We start from the raw sequence: 18,216 nt of genomic DNA, 5'->3' as shown, positions 1-18,216 counted from the left end.
ATGCCGGAAGGAATGCCAAGGTCAAGACTTGATCTTGATTGAGAAGGAGCCTAGCCGCGCCTGTGCACCTGCCCGAGCTATACCGGGCATCCGTGGGGGCACGGGGGAATGCGCGTGAGCATTTCTATCGATTGCCGGCTCGGATTTTTTCCGAAAAAATCGGCATTGAAACACCCGCCGAACGACCGGCTATTTCGCTTTGTTGTGATAGTATTCTTCCATAGCAATGTCTTCGTCATACTGATACCGCCTGATTTGCTCAGCCGTCTCGCGCGCATCATATACACAATCAGGGCACGTTATAGTTTCCATCCCGTAGCTCTGGACCTCAACGCGCCCTTCATCACTGCTCCAATCGAACGCATCTGAAATGTCGATCAAGTCATGTTCGAACGCATCAGAACCGCACGTCGGGCATTCGATTATCGGCTCCTTTCGATGGCAGAAACAACATTGCTCTTCGGCTACGATAAAAGTGGTCTCATTGCACTCGGGGCAAATCCAACGCGTATCGTCTTCGAGGTTCTCGATGTAATCTTTCGCGCGGCGCAGTAATTCCTGTCGCGTTTTTATCAATCGTATTACGTTCGAATGTTGTTCTTCATCAATGAATTCTGAGGTCGGCAATCCAAGCTGTGTTCGATAGAAAAAAATCATAAAGCTGAATATCTCAGCAAACTTCAACTCTATATGTTCCGGAGATTGCTTGAATTCAAAGTGAGTTAACTGACTTCGGAGTTCAAAAGCTTTCTCGATCTTACGTTTGTCTTCGTCAGAAATAGGTAAATTACCGATACTAGGATTGTTTAGACGAGAGATGGCCACGCGAAGCGAGATGGTTTTATCTGGCTTATCGATATTTTCGTAGATAAAAACAGGATGAACCTTTCTTAATCGCTCTTTGAAGGCGAGTTCCATGGCTTGGACAACATGGAGGATGGCGAACTTCCACTGGTTTGCGTCGGAGGTGTCTTTCTGAGCATACGAGACGGCCTCCCGAAAGTAGGAAATGCTATTATTGAGCAGGTCCAAGCTTTGCGGCTTCGTCATTCTTAGCGGCGCTCCGTTTGTCTTCGCGTAGTTAAGAAACAACTGTGACTGGATTCTTCCACCATGCAAGAGCAGACGTTTGTGGGGAAGAGTTTAAAAGCTGCGGAATGGTGAAGGTTCCTATGCGCCACCATTAATATAAGCCGCGCTTGTCAGTGCGTTCTGTCGAACCGGCACCATATCGCCCTTCTTGTAAGATATTGGCAAAACACGGCGATCTGCGTAAGTTGCGTCTCGGCAGCGTTAGCCGCCACCCGGCCCTACTTCGCTAGAGGGGCAAAAAACGAGGGTCGCGGTGATCGAGACTGCGGCCCTCATCTGTTACAGCATTAGGCCTGCTTGGGTTTCCCATAACGATTGTAACTGTCCAGTCCGACTCCGCCGATCTTGAGCGCCGCTGCGAACGGGCTTGGTCCGGTTGCCCACGGCATGGAATTAATACGGTCCTGGGCTTTCGCCTTGAGGCCGTCCATCTCCCTCGTAAGGTTCGCGGTGGTGAAACCTGAGTTCTGACTGATACGGTCCTTGGCGGTCGCCTCTTTACCGTAAACGTCCGCAAGAAGAGCATCGACCGATAGGCCGGATACACCGGCTTCCCCGGCTGCGGCCATGGTGGTGGCACGGGCGGCACGAGCTTCGCGGGAAATGTCCTGCTTCTGGACAGCCGCCGCATCTTCTTCCTGAATTTGCCGCGTCTGGACATCAGCGTATTCGCGGACAAGGTTCGCGTTGGCGGCCTTCTGGTTCTCACGGACCGTTGCGTTCTGAGCTGCTGCGGCCTGCCGTTCGCTTATGTATCCGGTAACGGTCTGTGCAGTACCGAGCGCCGCAGCGACCATCGTTATTGGATCACACATGCGGCGCTCCTGATTTTGAATGCTTCTTGGAAATTGTGTCCGCTGGGGCTGTTGGCGATGTTGCCGAAATCAAAACCACAACGTCGCAACATCCGTTTCCGAGGACGATCACGGCAATCCATGAAACTCGACAGGATTGGATATTTTCCGTGGAAAGTTTCAACGTAGTGACTGGCTGTAATGGTCAAGCGTTCGGCGTCGATGCTCAATCCATCAGCCATTAGAAACCAAACGTTCCCCACGGTGCTGTCTTGGGGATACGGAACGGTCCCGAACATCACTACCGGCAAACCCTCGTCATCCAAGGCGGTCAGGCAAATGTCGGAATGTTGAAGACCACGGGTGAGACTGACTTCGGCGGAAGGCGATGCACATGCCTCGAGGCTTTCGAGGTCGGCCTTGCGGAGCCTTGGGGCGAGATAGGTAACGTCATCGGGAACGGATGGCCGGACCTCAAGGCGGGCCGGTGATGGCGGTGGTTTGCGTTTCACGGAAATATCCTTGCGGGTGTCGCAGACAGGAAGCCGCTACTCAAAGATGAGGCGGTGCTGTTGGGAGGTGGTGACGATGGTGGAGAAGGGTACAGGATGCCGAGCGATATTGGCTGCCATAGGTCAGCATAACGACGCCAGAAGGTTCCCATAGGTATTACCTATGATTATGCTTTTATAATCATCCTATGAATAAATATATCAGGTTTTACCTAGGGGGGACCATCTCTCCTCCTATGGTGGGCTATAACATCTCCTCCTATGGGGAGGGGTAATCGATGGTCTACCTATCTGGTCTAAGAAATCATGGTCCCGATAGGAACCAATCCAGATGCTTTTCCCTGATCGACAACCGCCCTTTTGGGAAGCCTCCCTCTGCTGCCGCATTCGCCAGAGTGTCAGCCATCTCATTGAGACGATGACCGGAATGACCGAGCACCTTCTCCCAATAGATGGTCTTCCCAGCGCAGGCGGCATCAAGCCTTTCCCATAGCTCCCTGTTCTTCACCCAGCCGCTAGATGACTTCCACCCCTTGGTCTTCCACTGGGGCAGATAGAGCGTGAAACCTTTTAGCACATATTCGCTATCTGTTTGAATGATGGTCGGCGTTTCCGGCTCCCGGACGCTTTCCACGGCCATGGTAACTGCTGTCATTTCCATACGGTTGTTGGTACTTTGCAGCTCTTCCGAACGGGCTGCATTGAGTGCCTGCTGAAGAAGCTGCCCGCCATCCCAAAGCTGCTTGACGTAACCCCAGCCACCGGGGCCGGGATTTGGAATGGCAGCACCATCGGTGGCGATGATGTAGTACCTGCCGGTCTTGATGGTGGCGAGGTCGATATCGGCGTTTGTGGTCATGCTATTTCCATCGGTTGTTGATCGCGCATAAGCGCCGGAAAAAGAAAACCCCCGGCCCGTGAGGACCGAGGGTGGATTTTGCGATTGACCGTCAGCGGTCATTTGTCGGCGGGTTTCTGTCCGTTGACTTCCTCGTACTTATCTCCGGTGAACAACCCGCCGCGCACAGGCGGCAACAGTCGTTCCAGAAGTGGCACATGTGGTTTCTCTGGTTCTGCCGGGACGCCGGATGCCTGCCGGTCCTCCTCGTCACGCTTTCGGATGGCTTCGGCGGTGTCGCCCGTGAACACCCCTCCGGGAACCATCGGCATCATTCTAGCCAATGGCGTGATGCCTGCCGCTAGGTCTTTCTGCTTCCGGGTGTGTTCATCAATGACCTTCTGCTTGACCTTATCTTGCCGCTCCCGCTCCATTTCAAAAAGAGACCGAAGTGTCAGATTTGCCCGTGCAGAGTTCTCGACGGGATATTGACCGGATTGATGTACGATAAGCCAGCTCTGCCCGTTTGTGGCGGGCCTGATGGTCAGGTCGCTCGCTTCCACCCCCTCGTCTTCGCCAAAATCCTCGACATATTTTTCAATAGCGCGAGAGGCGAGAGTGCCGAAGTTTTTCGGGATGTCCTTTCCGCCCGTGTAAACGAAGTTTCCGCCAACTTCGGTGTGAGAAGCAAGAAAGCGGGTCTTGGCTTCGTCAAGGGCATCCTCCGTGTCCATGCCATTTTGGACATAAAACTTACCCAGCCGGGATATTTCAGAAGCCACGTAACTCTTGTTCGCAGGAGGCGAACCTGACGTAAACCATCCGCCTCCATGCCGGATGTCATTAACCCGCTCCTCGACCTGTTCTAAGCGGGCCGAGGCACCGATCGACCGAACTTTATCCGGGTCCGATGTTTGCATCATTGCCATTTGCACAGCCTGTTCCGGCGCAAGTTTGACGTACTGTGTTGCAACTCGGTATGCCTCAAAGAAGTCCCTGTCGGAGTTGTCTTTGATGTGTGTTTCGAGAAGCTTGGGATTGGCTGCATGCAACCTCATATAGAGGTCGGCACTGTCCTGTAGCGCTGGCGGAACGGTGCCGCCAGAAAGGGTGAAAGGGGTGGCGGCTTTCGGCCCTGATTTGAGCACGTTTTCCCATTTCGGATTGGTGAGGTTGTTGACCGAGAAGCTTTCCACCTGCATTCCGAATGCCTGTTCCTTGTCGGCCTTCCCCAACTGCACAAGCCGCTCGGTCTGATCGACAATCCTTTTCGCTAGGGCCTTTTTCTGCTCGTCCACAGAGACCGTCTTGTTGCCACCTGTGTCGGTCAAAACGGTCGCCTCTTCGATAAACGGAAGCATCCCCGTTCTCGCTACCTCGAAATTACGGAGAATAAGGTCTTCCTCGGACTTCGTGGCAGCGGCGCGCATCTGTAGCCTTTCGGTGTTTTTTCGCGCCTGCTCCTGCTGCTGTTCCACCACGGTATTATTGTGGTTGATGACGGCGATTGACTGGGCTTCCGTGTAAGCGCCGGGGTTAGCTTTATGCCATTCGCGGAACCACTCTACATTCAGTTTCCCTTCCTGCGCCTCGTTGAGAAAATCGTATCGCGTTTCGCGTGTCGCTTTTTCGGTGTTGTCGAATGCCTGCCTCTCGGCATTTGTCGTGATACGAACGGCATCTGCCTGAAATTCCCGGTTGGCTGACAAGGGACCGAGAACGGTGCCATCGGCTCCCTTGCGGTCGGAGTTGAGGATGGCGTTGACCATCTCCATATCGCCCTTGGCCGCGAAAGCTTCGGCCAGCCGGACCATCTCCTTGTCCTGCTCCTTGAAGTCCACATGGAGCAGAGAGCGGTTCCCCTCGTATTTCCCCCGGAGCGCGGTAACGATTTCCTGAGGGGATTTGCCCTCACTCCGTAGAGAAGTAGCTTCACCATGGAAGGTGTCATAGACCCCGCTAACCGTGTCCTGTTTCACCTGCTCGGTCTTGTACTGAGCTTGGGCGGTCTTCGCCCTGGCGCTGAAACCATCCATGACCTTGGTGTACGCCCCGGTGAAATGAGGGTCGTCACCGTATTGGTCCAAATCATCGGAGGTGCGGCCCCGGATAAGACCGTCAAGGTCGCCACCGTTCTTGTCGAAGTTGGTCTCATATTCCGTGGATAACTCGTTCACGCGCTCGTAACCCATACGTTCGCCAAGCTGCCTCATAAATGAAGCCTTGAACCACGGATTATCCATCTCGCTCATCTTGCCGCTGTTCACAGCATCACGAGCCTCTTGGAAGCTCATGCCGCCAATCCGTCGCATAGCGCGGTCCTCGGCGTCCTTCTGTGCCTTCGCGGCAGTGTTATCGAGATAGTTGGTGAGCGCGGGGCTGATTTGAGCAAGCGCCCCGGCGAGCTGCTGGAGACCGTTGGGTCCAGAAGGTGCGGCCTGGGGGCGGCTATAGGTATCCACCGGGCGAGCCTGCGGCTGCAAGGCTACATCCCCGATGGGGTTCCGAACTTGGACACGTCCACGGTTCGCACCACCCACTGAGGGGCGGTCATCTTGGCGAATTAATCCCGGTAGTTTTGTCATAGGAGTTCCTTCTGGCAGCCGAAAAGGTGCCGAGCTAATGAAAGGTGGGACCGGAAGCCCGGTGATGGAAATGAAAAACGCCACCGCCAGCTTTCATGAAGAAAAACTGAGGGTGGCCCGAAAAAGGATTTCTCGCGCCACCATCGTCGGGGCGAGAGAAACTCTATGGTGAGGGGTAATTCAGCCGTCTGCTGGTTTGCGAGCCTCTAATGGTGGGTTCTAATTAACGTCCAGCCAACCGCGCATACTGCTCACTAAAGCGCTCCGCCCGTTCTGCCCTGTCCAGCGCCTGACTAAGATGGTTACGAGCTTGAGAGTACCCCTGCTTGATGGCCTTGGTTTTTCCGCGACTCTTCCGGCCTTGATTTTTCAGGAACTCGACATTGTATTTTTCGAGCGCAAGCGCCGCCTCCAGCTCGACAATGCGTTTTGTGAGGGCCTCGACGGTATCATTGTGTGTGGCGTTACCGGTGATGATGTTGCGCATGAAAAATATTCCCTGATAAGCGCTGCACCTTCCGCACTGTTCGGAAGGCGTGGAAGCAAAGCCCCCAAGAAGGGCCACAGAAGGTACAGGTAAGCGGGCGTAAGGATGCCGCCGCACCTACCTTTGGTTGCCCCGTGGTTCTTCCTCGGGGCTTCTAGGCGGTCTTGATCTCGATGGACGGGAGCTTGCAAATTTCACGCAACAAGGCACTTGGCTCAAACTCGCCGTAGTTATTTCCCTGTGTCGGCAGGCTATGCCCGCAAATCGCGTCAAGGTAGACGTTATCTATACCAGCGGTGCGGCCCTTGGATTTGAACCAGTGCCTCCAAGCGTGGTTAGGTCCGATACGGGGGTCGGTTACCTTGGCCACTGCTCGCACCCATTCTCCAAGTATCTGAACGGTCTGAACCCACGGCTGTGCCGACTTGAGGCTACCGTTGAAAAACAGCGGCCCGTTCTTTGCCTTGCCCGCAAACTGCCATAGCCCCTGCTCCAATAGATGGGGATGCAACGGCACATGCCGGAACTGCCCGGTTTTGATGGTTCCAGCGTCCGGCAGCAAAGCTATGCACTTCACGCCATCTACCTCGATGAAGTCCTGTTTTCGGAGCTGGCAGACTTCCCCTGCACGTGCGCCCGTATACGCGCATATCCACGGCACCCAGCGCATCGCAGTTCGGTTGATCTCGGAGTAGTTATTCTCCGCCGTGAGGGCAGCTAGGGAGCAGCGCAGGATGGCTTGGGCTTCTTCGATATAGAAGCTCTTGGGACGGCTTTGCTTTTTTGCTGGACCTTCCAACAAAAGGCCAGCAGCCGGGTTGGATTTGACGAGCTTTCCACCTTGAGCAGTCATGCCGTAGGCATAGACTGTGCTGATGGCAGCACGATAAGCCTTGATGAAGGTGTCGTGCGTCACAGCGCCGCTAGCCATCAGGTCACCATGCCAGCGCACGATGTCAGCATCAGATAGACGTTCAGCGTCATCGTGGCCGAGATAGGCAACAAGCTGGGAAATGATTCCGCTGTACCTGATAATCGTTTGCGGCTTCGGTGCTTTCAATCTACCGGACCAACCGTCCAACAGCTTGGTTATCGTTACGCCTGTATAAACCTGCGCCGTTGTGGGACTGGTAACCGTTACTTCAAAGGAGGGAAAACGCTCCCCCGTGCTGTCTGCGCTAAAATCACCAGATGCGCGCTTGTGCAGCAGGGCGGCGACATCACCCGCAGCTCGATCAAATTCGACCAAAAGACGCTGATAGGTGGCTTCTGTTACCGAAAGGTGCCGCTGAGCCAATATGCCGTCCACCCACGAACTGAGGCGGCTATGTAGCGTCCCGGCTGGGTCTATCATCAAGGCAGCACGGGGAGACTTCGACGCTATGACGCTATCGGCTTGGCGCTCCTGCCTGCGCGACAGCCATTGCCCCGCCTCGCCGGGGTCGTCCTCAAGCGCGCACCGAATAACGTGATACATTTCCCCCGAAAGGGCTACAATCTGCTTGAGCGTGAGCGACACAGGCCCGCTCTCAAAACTCAACCAGATTCGATCGAACTCCGACTGGGCCTCCTGAGCAAATCGCTTTGCGTCCGCTGGGAGCTTGGTGCGTAGGGAGACTTTTATCTCGTCGCCAATTGTTGGATAAGAAGGGTAGCCGTCAATCGTAACGGTAACTGCTCTCCCCTTGGCTACCGATTTCAACCGCGCCGGAACCCGCTGACGATACCAATAAACGCCGGTCGCAGGATGTTTAAACGGGGAAGGCATAGAAAGGACCATGTGTGCCACCTTTGTGTATCAAAAGCGGCGGGAGAAACATCAGCAAAATCAGATTGTTGTTTTTCATCAAGGAGATGAAATGGCGCACCCGAAGAGATTCGAACTCCTGACCCCCAGATTCGTAGTCTGGTGCTCTATCCAGCTGAGCTACGGGTGCGTGCCGTTCCGGTCATTTCCGGTGGCGTGGCGATCCTCTAAAACGTCCTCATTCCGATTGCAAGCGATTTCGTTTCGAAATTGTCATTTTTCCGCAGCAATTCATGTATCCTGTTGATTATATTAGAAATTCCATCAAGGGCATTTTTGAGTGGCCGTATGGGGCACATATTCCGGGAGGTGCGGCGATTGTGCAGGACCTTGTTCAGGCGAAGTCATCAGGCGGTTCGAGCGGCATGTACGGAGGCGGCGCGGTCAGCGATCTCGATGCGGAACTGCGTGCCGGGACCGGGTTTTTCGACAAGCGCTATCGTGCCGCCATGGGCAAGCACAAGTTCCCGCGCGATGACGAGGCCGAGACCGGTGCCGCCGGATCGTGCCGATCCCCTGAAGGCGGAAAACAGGTTCTCTTTCGCCTTGCGCGGCATTCCCGGCCCATTGTCGTCTATCACGATGCTGACGACGTTGCCGGCCCTCTGGGCTGCAATCGACAGATGCCGGGGCGCCGCGTTCGCCGTGTCGGATTGCAGTGCCTGAACGGCGTTGCGACAGAGATTGTGGATCACCCGGAAAAGCTGCTCGGCATCGGCATCGACGGTGAGATCGGGCGGCACGCTATCGTGAAACTCGATACCGCTTTCCGGATCGAGCGCCAGAATGTCACGCACATCCCGCACCAGAAGACTTAACTGCACAGTCTTGCGTTTCGGCGCACCCTCCGTCGCCTGCCCGTAGGCCAGAACCTCGGTTGTATAGGCCACGGCGCGGTCGATCGTGCGCAGCAGTTTCGGCGCAAAGCTCCTGACCATCGGATCCTTGGCGTCCACCAGCCGGTCCGACATGAGCTGTGCGGATGACAGGATATTGCGCATGTCGTGGTTGATCTTCGAAACCGCCAGACCGAGATCCACGAGGTTCTTCTGTTGCCGTAGGGTTTTCTGCAACTCGGTCTGCATGTCGGCCAGGTGACGACCCGCGACGGACAGCTCGTCGCTTCCCTCCTCCGGCACGAAAATCCGCTCGGGATTGCCCGGTTCCTCGGAAAAACGCTGCATGCCGAGCGTCAGGCGGCGTATGGGCCGGATCATGATGCGGTTGATGGAAACGAAGATGAGACCGGCGGTGACAAGCGACAGGACGATGGAGATCAGGAAAACATTGCGGGCATAAGCCAGCATCGCCGCCCGTAGTTTGTTTTCACCCAGCACGAGTTCAATGATGGTGTCGCTGTCTCCGACCACATCGAAAACGCGGATGACGCGATTGCCGCCAAACAGCAATGTAGAGAAGGCATCCCGCACCGCTGCCAGTTGCGAGACATCGGAAAGATCATATTGCTCATCAACCCCGGGCGGCGTTTCCGCTACGGCAAGCAGGCGCGATGTGCCATCCTTGCGCAGCGCAATCAGCTTCGCCCCGGTGGCCATCAGCGTGTCGTTCTGCACGCTCCGCGGCAATTCGGCCTGCAAGCCATCGATCACCGCGCCGGCTGCTGCCGCCGTGTTCAGACGGTCCCGCAGCCATGAAAGGCGCATATTGGCGACCGAAGGCACGAAGATCAGCACTTCGGCAATCATCACGAAAATAACGGTGAGCAACAGCAGGCGCCCGGAAAGCCCCCCGGTCAATCCCGGCATGCAGTGCACCGGATTGTCTTCCGTGCCGTCCAAGCTGTCTACGCCTTTAGAAAACACCGGGCCCTGATCCTGTATGCGCGCCGCCGCTTCGGTGGAACGGCTCGGTTTATATGCAAGCACGATAATAGGACCTAACAGATATTTTTCAAATGCGTTGCAAAACAAACGTTTCCATCGCCCGAAAAACAAACGCCGCCCAGGAGGGCGGCGTTTGACGTAGAACCGGTCTCAAGCGAAACCGCAGGCGGAATGGCTTAGAACTCCTGCCAGTCCCCGTTCGCTACAGCAGCGGCTGGTTGGGCGTTGAGAGCGCGGCTGACGCTGCTCATCAATTTACGTGCCGGAGAGGCCACGGCCGCTGCCCTTCCAGACACCGCCACGGGCCACATCGGCTGTTCTGCGCGAGAGCGGATCTGACCATCCTCTACGCCGACCTTGAAGCGCGACACCAGCGTGACGAGATGGCCCGCCTCACCGCTCAGCTTGTGGGTTGCAGCCGAGGTTTCCTCGACCATGGCGGCATTACGCTGCGTCACCTGATCCATCTGGTTGATGGCGGTATTCACCTCATGCAGGCCGGTCGACTGTTCCCGCGCCGCCGTGGCGATCGAATGGATATGTTCGTTGATGGCCAGAACGCGGGTCTCGATCTCGCCCAGCGCGCTGCCGGTTCTCTGCACCAGCGACACACCGCGTCCGACCTCTTCGCCGGATTTGGTGATCAGCGCCTTGATGTCCTTCGCAGCCGTCGCGGAGCGTTGCGCCAGTTCACGCACTTCCTGTGCGACGACAGCGAAGCCCTTGCCCGCCTCACCCGCACGCGCGGCCTCAACGCCGGCGTTCAGCGCCAGAAGGTTGGTCTGAAAGGCGATCTCGTCAATGACATTGATGATCTGGCTGATTTCCCGCGAGGCATGCTCGATCCGATCCATGGCGGAGACGGCATCGCGCACGACATTGGCGGATTCTGCCGTCTTCTGCTTTGTCTCGGCCACCATGGTGCTGGCTTCCTGCGCACGATCCGTGGAATTGCGAACGACCGCGGTGATTTCGTCGAGGGCGGCGGAGGTTTCCTCCAGTGCCGCAGCCTGCTGTTCCGTCCGCTTCGAAAGGTCGTCGGCCGCCGAACGCAATTCGTTCGCATTGCCGCTGATGCCTTCCGTGCTGCTGCGCACTTCCCGCATCGTCTCCCGCAGCTTGGCCAGCGTCTCGTTGACATTGGTCTGGAGCTCGGCGAACACGCCGCGGAACTCGCCATCCATCTTTTCCGTCAGATCGCCCCGCGCCAGACCTTCGATGACGCGGCTGGTCTCGGAAACCCCATTGTCCACGCCGGTAAGCAGGGCATTGATCGTCGCAGCGAAGCGATTGAGGTTTTCGTCGCCGTAATCCTTGTTGATGCGGCGGCTGAAATCGCCTTGGGCCGCAGCGTCGACGACAATGGCCATGCCGGCCTGCAGGTCATCGCTCTTGGCACGCATGGCGGTTTCCTGCGCATTCATGCGGCACACCTCACGACCGTTCTTCTTGAAGACTTCGACTGCCGCTGCCATTTCCCCGATTTCGTCGGTCCGGCCGAGATAGGGTACGTCCGCGTCCAGATTTCCGTCCGCAACGGCATTCATCACTTCCGAAACCTTGCGGATGGGCGCGCTCAGCTGCCGCGCTCCGATGTAGAGGCCGAACGCCGCGCCGGCCAATATGCCGCTGCCGGTGACGATGATGACCAGCCAGAATGTCGTCGTCACAAAGCCGTCGATGCCCGCCTTGACGGCTTCAAGCCCGGCGATGTCATTCTTCACGACAGCATCGATTTCCGCCTGATAGGCTTTGCGGTTGGCCCGGTTCGCGTCGTTGTTACCCTGCTGGTTGGCGGCCTGCGGGCCGGCCTCGCGGGCAAGCCGCGCCGTTTCCAGACGGAAGGCCTTGAATTCCTTGAAGCGGCTGGAGAGATTGTCGAAGGCCGCCTTCTGTTCCGCCGGAACGAGAGGGGTCCAGGTTGCGATCAGCTTCTCCATGGCGTCGAGGTTCTTGACGATGCCATCAGCAAAAGGTGCCGCCTTTTCGATATCGGGCGCAGCGTAGACCCCGCGCGCCTCCATCACGACCGCAGTCACAAGCCGGTTCAGCGCTTCACCCTTATAGGCGCGCTCCGCTGCCTTTTCGTATCCGACCGTGCGCACCTGAAATTCGCTGACCGCATATATGGACAGGCCGCCGATGGTGCAGGCCACAAGGCTCATAAGCCCGACAAGAAGATTGATACGACCGCGAATTCTCAATTTCGTTCCCCCAAAAGCCAGCCGCACGATGGAAAATGGGAAGCTGGCATAACTTTTCCCACCACAATATTTATCAATGCCGTCTTAAGAAAGAATTTCAGAATTTACCGATCGTGCGATCGGAATGCGCCCGCAGCGCCCGTGCGCGAAGCCGATTTCATGGCGCTTCCGCAAAAGGTGAAGCGCGAAAACCCCTTCGGCAATTGACTTTGCTCGGCCTATGCCCTTATAAGCCGCGCACGCTCGGCCATTAAAAGCTCGCCCAGGCGGGGTTAGCCGTGCAAAAAACGAAACGCTCTTGCAAATAGTGCAAATTCAAGAAGGGCCGCACACCGCGGTATTAAATAAATGTCGAAGCGTACATTCCAGCCATCCAAGCTTGTTCGCAAGCGTCGTCATGGTTTCCGTGCCCGTATGGCTACTGCCGGCGGTCGCAAAGTTCTCGCAGCCCGCCGTGCGCGCGGCCGCGCAAGTCTGTCGGCTTAATTGCCGTCTCTGTGGCCCGATGAAAGTCGCGGGCACATGAGCAAGACAAAAAAACTGCCCGGCCGGCTTAAAAACCGGTCGGATTTTCTTGCCGTGCAGACGGGGGAAAAGCGTCGGGGAGGCACCTTTCTTCTGGAGGTCCTCGACCGGAAAACCCCGGAAACCGAACCTCGGGTCGGTTTCACCGTAACGAAAAGACAAGGCAACGCGGTCGAGCGAAATCGCATGCGCCGCCGTCTCAAGGAAGCCGTCAGGCTTTCTGCCGGATTCGCAATGAAGCCCGGCCATGACTATGTGATTGTCGCCCGCAGGGACGTGCTCGAGACGGCCTTCCCCAAACTTCAGTCTCTCCTTACCGAGCGAATTGAAGGAACGGCGAAACCGAAACGGTCCCAGGACACCCGCTCCAGGAAAGAATGATGGAAAAGAACCGCAATTACTTCATCGCGATAGCCCTTTCGGTTGTCATCGTCCTCGCCTGGCAATTCCTTTACATGAATCCGCGCATCGAGCAGCAGCGCCGCGCCGAAGAGGCCCGCCAGGCGCAGCAGCAGACAACGCAGCAACAGCCGGCACCGGGTGCCGCACCCGGCGTGACCGTCGACGGCGCACCGCCTGCCTCCTCCACGCAGGCCGCCGCCACGGCGACGCGTGAAGAAGCGATCGCAAAAAGCCAGCGTGTCGCCATCGACACCAATGCCATCGCCGGCTCGATCAATCTGACCGGCGCCCGCTTCGATGACATCCGGCTCAAGGGCTACCATGAGACCGTCGATGACTCGAGCCCGATCATCACGCTGTTTTCGCCTTCCGACACCAAGGACGGCTACTTCACCGAACTCGGTTACGTCGGCGGTGCCGATGCCGGCAGCGTTCCCGGTCCTGCGACCGTGTGGACACTCGCAAGCGGCGACAAGCTGACGGAGACCACACCGGTTACCCTGAAGTATACCAACCAGAATGGCGTCGTTTTCTCCCGTACCGTTTCGATCGACCAGCATTACATGATCACGGTCAACGACAAGGTCGAGAACCCCGGGCAGGCGCCCGTCTCCTTTGCCACCTATGGCCGCGTGACGCGCAATAACAAGCCGGCAATACCGCCCGTTTTCGTCATCCATGAAGGCTTCCTCGGCGTCTCGGGCAAAGACGGCAGCCTGACGGAAGAAAAATACAAGGATGTCGAGGAAACCCCGGTAACGGTTGCCAAGGCAACCGGCGGCTGGCTCGGCATCACCGACAAATATTGGGCAGCTGCCATTGTGCCGCCGCAGATGACGCCGTTCGAAACGCGTTACTCGCACATCAAGGGCAATCAGCCGAGCTACCAGGCCGATTTCAAAAGCGATACGATGACGGTCGAACCCGGCCAGTCCATCGAACTGAAGAGCCTTGTCTTCGCCGGTGCCAAGGAAGTGCCGCTGGTTGACCGCTATGAAACCGAATATTCCATTCCGAAGTTCGACCTGTTGATCGACTGGGGCTGGTTCTACTTCATCACCAAGCCGATGTTCAAAATGATGGATTTCTTCTTCCGTTATTTTGGCAACTTCGGTGTGGCGATCCTGCTGACCACCATCGTCGTCAAGGCTCTCTTCTTCCCGCTCGCCAGCAAGCAATATGCATCCATGGCGAACATGAAGCGCATGCAGCCGAAGATGGAAGAGCTGAAGGCCAAGCATGGCGATGACCGCATGGCCATGCAGCAGGCGATGATGCAGCTCTACAAGGAAGAGAAGATCAATCCGGTTGCCGGCTGCTGGCCGATGCTGCTGCAGATTCCGGTCTTCTTCGCGCTCTACAAGGTCATCTACGTCACCATCGAAATGCGGCATGCACCGTTCTTCGGCTGGATTCATGACCTTTCCGCGCCAGATCCGACCTCGCTGTTCAACCTGTTCGGCCTTCTGCCCTACGACGTGCCGCACTTCCTGATGATCGGCGTCTGGCCGCTCGTCATGGGCATCACGATGTTCCTGCAGATGCGCATGAACCCGACCCCACCCGATCCGACACAGGCGATGATCTTCACCTGGATGCCGCTGATCTTCACCTTCATGCTGGCTTCGTTCCCCGCCGGTCTGGTTATCTACTGGGCGTGGAACAACACGCTGTCGATCTCGCAGCAGGCCCTCATCATGAAGCGTCACGGTGCCAAGATCGAACTGTTCGATAATCTCAAAGGGCTATTCAAGCGAAAGCCGGTGCAATCGAAATGAGTGAAACCGGCCCGGCAACCGAAAAGCCCCTCTTCGGGCGACCCTGGATATTCATTCGCGGCGTTCCCGCGATGAAATTCCTGCCGCCCGAAGGCCCGCCGGAGATTGCCTTCGCCGGACGTTCGAATGTCGGCAAGTCTTCGCTCATCAATGCGCTGGTGGGCCACAAAGGCCTTGCCCGTACCTCCAACACACCCGGACGCACGCAGGAACTGAACTACTTCGTTCCTGAGGGTTATTCCGGTGAGGCGGGCGACCTGCCGCCGATGGCGCTGGTCGATATGCCGGGTTACGGCTATGCGCAGGCGCCCAAGGACCACGTCGATGCCTGGACGAAGCTCGTCTTCGACTATCTGCGTGGACGTGCGACGCTGAAGCGCGTCTACGTGCTGATCGATTCCCGCCACGGAATAAAAAAGAACGACGAAGAGGTTCTTGGCCTGCTCGACAAGGCGGCCGTGTCCTATCAGGTCGTGCTGACGAAGACGGACAAGATCAAGGACGTTGGCGTTCCCCGGCTGATCAGTGAAACGCTGGAGAAAATCCGCAAGCGTCCCGCCGCCTATCCGGAAGTTCTCGCTACCTCTTCGGAAAAATCCTTCGGGCTGGATAGCCTGCGCGCCGAGATCGTACGAACTGTTTCTCTCTAAAAGACCGTCGCCTTCAGGCGATGGTGAAAAGCAGGACGGCGGTCCACAGCATCGCCGTCAATGCCAGAAGCCGCCAGAAACGCACGGAATTCCATACTTCCAGAAGCATCGCGGCGAATATGCTGCCATTGCGGAGCGGCTGGCCCTTGAATGGCAGACCGGGGCGAAGCGGATCCCTGTCAAGCAGGGCTGCAACGCCCGCTCTTTCGCGATATTCGGTTTCCGCCAGATTGTCCCGCCAGCGCCTGACCATGGCCGCAAACTGACGGTCGCGTTTGACGCGTTTTGCAAGCTCCGCCATGCTTTCCGGTGGCAAGGCACCCAGCACATATTCGCCAGCGAGTACTTCGTCCCGCAAACCGCTTTGCTTGTCTCGATCCGGTACGGTCATATGTTTTCAAACTCCTCGGTCGTTCAGGCCAGCATCGTTTTTGCGATGCGCAACGATCCTCCGTCGCCCTGCTGAATAACCCCTCCCCTGCTTGCCACAAGGCTGGTCCGATTGGTGCTTTATGTCAATCTTATTACGCGTCGTGGGCGGCCCAAAAGCGGAATTTTACTACGCGCCGACACAATATGGCCCGGAGGTTATTTCATTCATCCACCCCGCGCATTCACCTGTCCTTGCAAACGCATCGACATGTGGAATCTGCGCATCCTGCACCGCAAAAATCGATTCCGATTTTTGCGCCGATGCTGTAGAGCGATGACAGGCTCTCAAGGGCCGCAACCACAGACCGAGGTTTTTCCATGACTGCTTCCGAAAGCGAGACTCAGGCGCGGCTGCTCGCACAGGCTCTGCCCTTTATGCAGAAATATGAGAACAAGACCATCGTGGTGAAATATGGCGGTCATGCCATGGGCGACTCCACACTTGGAAAGGCTTTTGCGGAAGATATCGCCCTGTTGAAGCAGTCCGGTATCAACCCCATCGTCGTGCACGGCGGCGGCCCGCAGATCGGTGCAATGCTGACGAAGATGGGTATTGAATCGAAGTTCGAAAGCGGCCTGCGCGTCACCGATGCCAAGACAGTCGAGATCGTCGAAATGGTTCTGGCCGGCTCGATCAACAAGGAGATCGTCGCGCTCATCAACCAGACGGGCGAATGGGCCATTGGCCTATGCGGCAAGGACGGCAACATGGTCTTCGCCGAAAAGGCGAAAAAGACCGTCGTCGATCCCGACAGCAATATCGAACGCGTTCTCGATCTTGGTTTTGTCGGTGAAGTCGTCGAGGTCGACCGCACCCTGCTCGACCTGCTTGCCAAGTCGGAGATGATCCCGGTCATCGCTCCCGTTGCTCCCGGTCGCGATGGCGCCACCTACAACATCAATGCGGACACCTTTGCCGGCGCCATTGCCGGTGCGCTCAACGCCACCCGCCTCCTGTTCCTCACGGACGTGCCTGGTGTTCTCGACAAGAACAAGGAACTCATCAAGGAACTGACGGTCTCCCAGGCGCGTGCGCTGATCAAGGACGGCACGATTTCCGGTGGGATGATCCCGAAGGTCGAGACCTGCATCGAGGCCATCAAGGCCGGTGTTCAGGGCGTGGTGATCCTCAACGGCAAGACCGCCCATTCCGTTCTTCTGGAAATCTTCACGGAAGGCGCCGGCACGCTCATCGTGCCCTGATACGGTTCATGTGGCGGACGGGAATGCCTGTCCGCCACGACGACACTTTCAGCCGAATATCAGAAGCGACAGCACGCCGAGCACGATCAGCAGACAGCCCGAGAGTTCGAGCCGGTTGATCTTTTCCTTGAAGAAGAGCACGGTCGAGGCGAAGGCGAAGAGCATCTCCACCTGTGCTAATGCCTTGACCACAGCCGCCTGCTGCAACGTCATCGCCGTGAACCAGCCGAATGACGCCGTGGCCCCCACGAAACCGACCGCAAGCGACGGTTTCCACGCCTTCGCGATCCGCCGCAATTCGTCCCTCTCCCGCCATACGATCCACAAGAACATCGCCAAGGTCTGCGTCACGATGACAACGACGAGGGTAAAGCCGGCCTGCATCACCGCATCCGGTGCCGGCAGGCTGGGTGCCAGCGCCAGCGAGGCCGAACGGTAAGCGACAGACGACAGGCCGAAAAAAGCCCCCGAGGCGAGGCCGATGCCCGCCGTCCGGCTGAAGATGGAGGTGAGAATGGAGGCGGGGGTCACTTCCGTGCGTGCAACCGAAATCAGCATGACGCCGGCCACCGAAATAGCGATGGCCGCAAGAGTGCCGCCATTGACGCTTTCACCAACGAAAATCAGCGCAAACAATGCCGCCTGCGCCGGCTCAGTTCGGGAATAGGCCGTGCCAACCGCGAAGTTGCGGAAGGAAAACAGATGCACCAACAGGAAAGTGGCGGCGATCTGCGCCATGGCCCCAACCATCGCCCAGACAGCGAATGACATGTTCGGCACCGGCAGCGGCCGGCCAAGTACACCATGCAGAAAAACGAGATAGGCAAGAGCGAAGGGCATTCCGAAAACGAAGCGCACGAAAGTCGCGCCCGTGGTGCCCATCATGCCCTTCAGGTGCTTTTGCAGGGTCGAGCGCAGGTTCTGCAAGAACGCGCTTGCGAAGGTTATGCCTATCCAGAGTTCCATGGTCTTGGCGGTATCATGCGCTGGAGGCCGCAGCCAAGCCCGATTTTCCCGTCTGTCGTCGTCTTTTCGATTTTCTTCGGCATTCGAAACGGGCATA

Annotated in this window: 16 protein-coding genes and 1 tRNA gene; 5 read left to right on the top strand and 12 right to left on the bottom strand. The window is 57.1% G+C overall.

The features are described from left to right. Positions 1-189 precede the first annotated feature (189 nt). The 10 genes from CRO62_RS19750 to CRO62_RS19700 form a co-directional block, all read right to left on the bottom strand. Complete coding sequence (locus CRO62_RS19750; protein ID WP_143539403.1) at positions 190-1,050, bottom strand: hypothetical protein; 861 nt, start codon at positions 1,048-1,050, stop codon at positions 190-192. Positions 1,051-1,379: 329 nt separating this feature from the next. Beyond that, the gene (locus CRO62_RS19745; RefSeq protein ID WP_143539402.1) at positions 1,380-1,907 is read right to left on the bottom strand and encodes a hypothetical protein; all 528 of its coding nucleotides are present in this window, start codon (positions 1,905-1,907) and stop codon (positions 1,380-1,382) included. Next, positions 1,892-2,398 carry a hypothetical protein gene (locus tag CRO62_RS27065; protein WP_143539401.1) on the bottom strand — a complete coding sequence of 169 codons (507 nt, stop codon included), beginning with the start codon at positions 2,396-2,398 and terminating at the stop codon, positions 1,892-1,894. The genes CRO62_RS19745 and CRO62_RS27065 overlap by 16 nt, the downstream gene beginning before the upstream one ends. Before the next feature lie 304 nt (positions 2,399-2,702). Then, entirely contained in the window at positions 2,703-3,257 is a 555-nt protein-coding gene (locus CRO62_RS19735) for a ribonuclease H family protein (protein WP_210201859.1), read from the bottom strand. Positions 3,258-3,355: 98 nt separating this feature from the next. Further along, positions 3,356-5,719 (bottom strand): hypothetical protein, encoded by a 2,364-nt coding sequence (locus tag CRO62_RS19730; protein WP_143539400.1) that lies wholly within the window; start codon positions 5,717-5,719, stop codon positions 3,356-3,358. A gap of 325 nt (positions 5,720-6,044) precedes the next feature. Beyond that, positions 6,045-6,308 carry a hypothetical protein gene (locus tag CRO62_RS19725; RefSeq protein WP_097101388.1) on the bottom strand — a complete coding sequence of 88 codons (264 nt, stop codon included), beginning with the start codon at positions 6,306-6,308 and terminating at the stop codon, positions 6,045-6,047. 154 nt (positions 6,309-6,462) lie between these two features. After that, a complete protein-coding gene (locus CRO62_RS19720) occupies positions 6,463-8,088 on the bottom strand; it encodes a DUF6538 domain-containing protein (RefSeq protein WP_143539399.1) in 1,626 nt (541 codons plus the stop codon). Positions 8,089-8,168: 80 nt separating this feature from the next. After that, positions 8,169-8,245 (bottom strand) — tRNA-Arg (locus CRO62_RS19715). A gap of 217 nt (positions 8,246-8,462) precedes the next feature. Beyond that, positions 8,463-9,881 (bottom strand): sensor histidine kinase, encoded by a 1,419-nt coding sequence (locus tag CRO62_RS19705; RefSeq protein ID WP_038492672.1) that lies wholly within the window; start codon positions 9,879-9,881, stop codon positions 8,463-8,465. A gap of 254 nt (positions 9,882-10,135) precedes the next feature. Next, positions 10,136-12,163 (bottom strand): methyl-accepting chemotaxis protein, encoded by a 2,028-nt coding sequence (locus CRO62_RS19700; protein WP_097103151.1) that lies wholly within the window; start codon positions 12,161-12,163, stop codon positions 10,136-10,138. A 348-nt stretch (positions 12,164-12,511) separates the two neighbouring features. Between CRO62_RS19700 and rpmH the strand changes: the two genes are divergently transcribed. Genes rpmH through yihA form a run of 4 tightly spaced genes read left to right on the top strand, consistent with a single transcriptional unit; the run spans position 12,512 to position 15,518 of the window. Beyond that, entirely contained in the window at positions 12,512-12,649 is a 138-nt protein-coding gene (gene rpmH, locus CRO62_RS19690) for a 50S ribosomal protein L34 (RefSeq protein ID WP_013635393.1), read from the top strand. Between the two features lie 36 nt (positions 12,650-12,685). Then, positions 12,686-13,069: a ribonuclease P protein component gene (gene rnpA, locus CRO62_RS19685; RefSeq protein ID WP_003514841.1), complete on the top strand. Its 384-nt coding sequence runs from the start codon at positions 12,686-12,688 to the stop codon at positions 13,067-13,069. Then, positions 13,069-14,868, top strand: a complete 1,800-nt coding sequence (yidC, locus tag CRO62_RS19680) for a membrane protein insertase YidC (protein WP_097101380.1) — start codon at positions 13,069-13,071, stop codon at positions 14,866-14,868. The genes rnpA and yidC overlap by 1 nt, the downstream gene beginning before the upstream one ends. After that, a complete protein-coding gene (gene yihA, locus CRO62_RS19675) occupies positions 14,865-15,518 on the top strand; it encodes a ribosome biogenesis GTP-binding protein YihA/YsxC (RefSeq protein WP_097101378.1) in 654 nt (217 codons plus the stop codon). Before yidC ends, yihA begins: the two co-directional genes overlap by 4 nt. A 13-nt stretch (positions 15,519-15,531) precedes the next feature. Here yihA and CRO62_RS19670 read toward each other — a convergent pair whose 3' ends face one another. Further along, entirely contained in the window at positions 15,532-15,909 is a 378-nt protein-coding gene (locus CRO62_RS19670; RefSeq protein ID WP_097101376.1) for a hypothetical protein, read from the bottom strand. A 359-nt stretch (positions 15,910-16,268) separates the two neighbouring features. Here CRO62_RS19670 and argB point away from each other — a divergent pair, with 359 nt between their 5' ends. Further along, entirely contained in the window at positions 16,269-17,153 is an 885-nt protein-coding gene (argB, locus tag CRO62_RS19665; protein WP_003514834.1) for an acetylglutamate kinase, read from the top strand. Positions 17,154-17,201: 48 nt separating this feature from the next. On the opposite strand, the gene CRO62_RS19660 is transcribed toward argB, so the two are convergent. After that, the gene (locus CRO62_RS19660) at positions 17,202-18,119 is read right to left on the bottom strand and encodes a DMT family transporter (protein WP_065661602.1); all 918 of its coding nucleotides are present in this window, start codon (positions 18,117-18,119) and stop codon (positions 17,202-17,204) included. Positions 18,120-18,216 lie beyond the last annotated feature (97 nt).

Origin of the sequence: Rhizobium sp. AN6A (genome assembly GCF_900215635.1) — a bacterium.
Taxonomy (GTDB): domain Bacteria; phylum Pseudomonadota; class Alphaproteobacteria; order Rhizobiales; family Rhizobiaceae; genus Agrobacterium; species Agrobacterium tumefaciens.
Note: the sequence above shows the minus strand (reverse complement) of the source record. Positions and strands in the feature narration are given on the sequence as shown.

What these genes read in the sequence shown, in the direction of transcription:
- CRO62_RS19750 (WP_143539403.1), bottom strand. Translation starts at nt 1,050, where the DNA reads ATGACGAAGCCGCAAAGCTTGGACCTGCTCAATAATAGCATTTCCTAC.
- CRO62_RS19745 (WP_143539402.1), bottom strand. Translation starts at nt 1,907, where the DNA reads ATGTGTGATCCAATAACGATGGTCGCTGCGGCGCTCGGTACTGCACAG.
- CRO62_RS19735 (WP_210201859.1), bottom strand. Translation starts at nt 3,257, where the DNA reads ATGACCACAAACGCCGATATCGACCTCGCCACCATCAAGACCGGCAGG.
- CRO62_RS19725 (WP_097101388.1), bottom strand. Translation starts at nt 6,308, where the DNA reads ATGCGCAACATCATCACCGGTAACGCCACACACAATGATACCGTCGAG.
- CRO62_RS19720 (WP_143539399.1), bottom strand. Translation starts at nt 8,088, where the DNA reads ATGGTCCTTTCTATGCCTTCCCCGTTTAAACATCCTGCGACCGGCGTT.
- CRO62_RS19705 (WP_038492672.1), bottom strand. Translation starts at nt 9,881, where the DNA reads ATGCCGGGATTGACCGGGGGGCTTTCCGGGCGCCTGCTGTTGCTCACC.
- rpmH (WP_013635393.1), top strand. Translation starts at nt 12,512, where the DNA reads ATGTCGAAGCGTACATTCCAGCCATCCAAGCTTGTTCGCAAGCGTCGT.
- rnpA (WP_003514841.1), top strand. Translation starts at nt 12,686, where the DNA reads ATGAGCAAGACAAAAAAACTGCCCGGCCGGCTTAAAAACCGGTCGGAT.
- yidC (WP_097101380.1), top strand. Translation starts at nt 13,069, where the DNA reads ATGGAAAAGAACCGCAATTACTTCATCGCGATAGCCCTTTCGGTTGTC.
- yihA (WP_097101378.1), top strand. Translation starts at nt 14,865, where the DNA reads ATGAGTGAAACCGGCCCGGCAACCGAAAAGCCCCTCTTCGGGCGACCC.
- CRO62_RS19670 (WP_097101376.1), bottom strand. Translation starts at nt 15,909, where the DNA reads ATGACCGTACCGGATCGAGACAAGCAAAGCGGTTTGCGGGACGAAGTA.
- argB (WP_003514834.1), top strand. Translation starts at nt 16,269, where the DNA reads ATGACTGCTTCCGAAAGCGAGACTCAGGCGCGGCTGCTCGCACAGGCT.
- CRO62_RS19660 (WP_065661602.1), bottom strand. Translation starts at nt 18,119, where the DNA reads ATGGAACTCTGGATAGGCATAACCTTCGCAAGCGCGTTCTTGCAGAAC.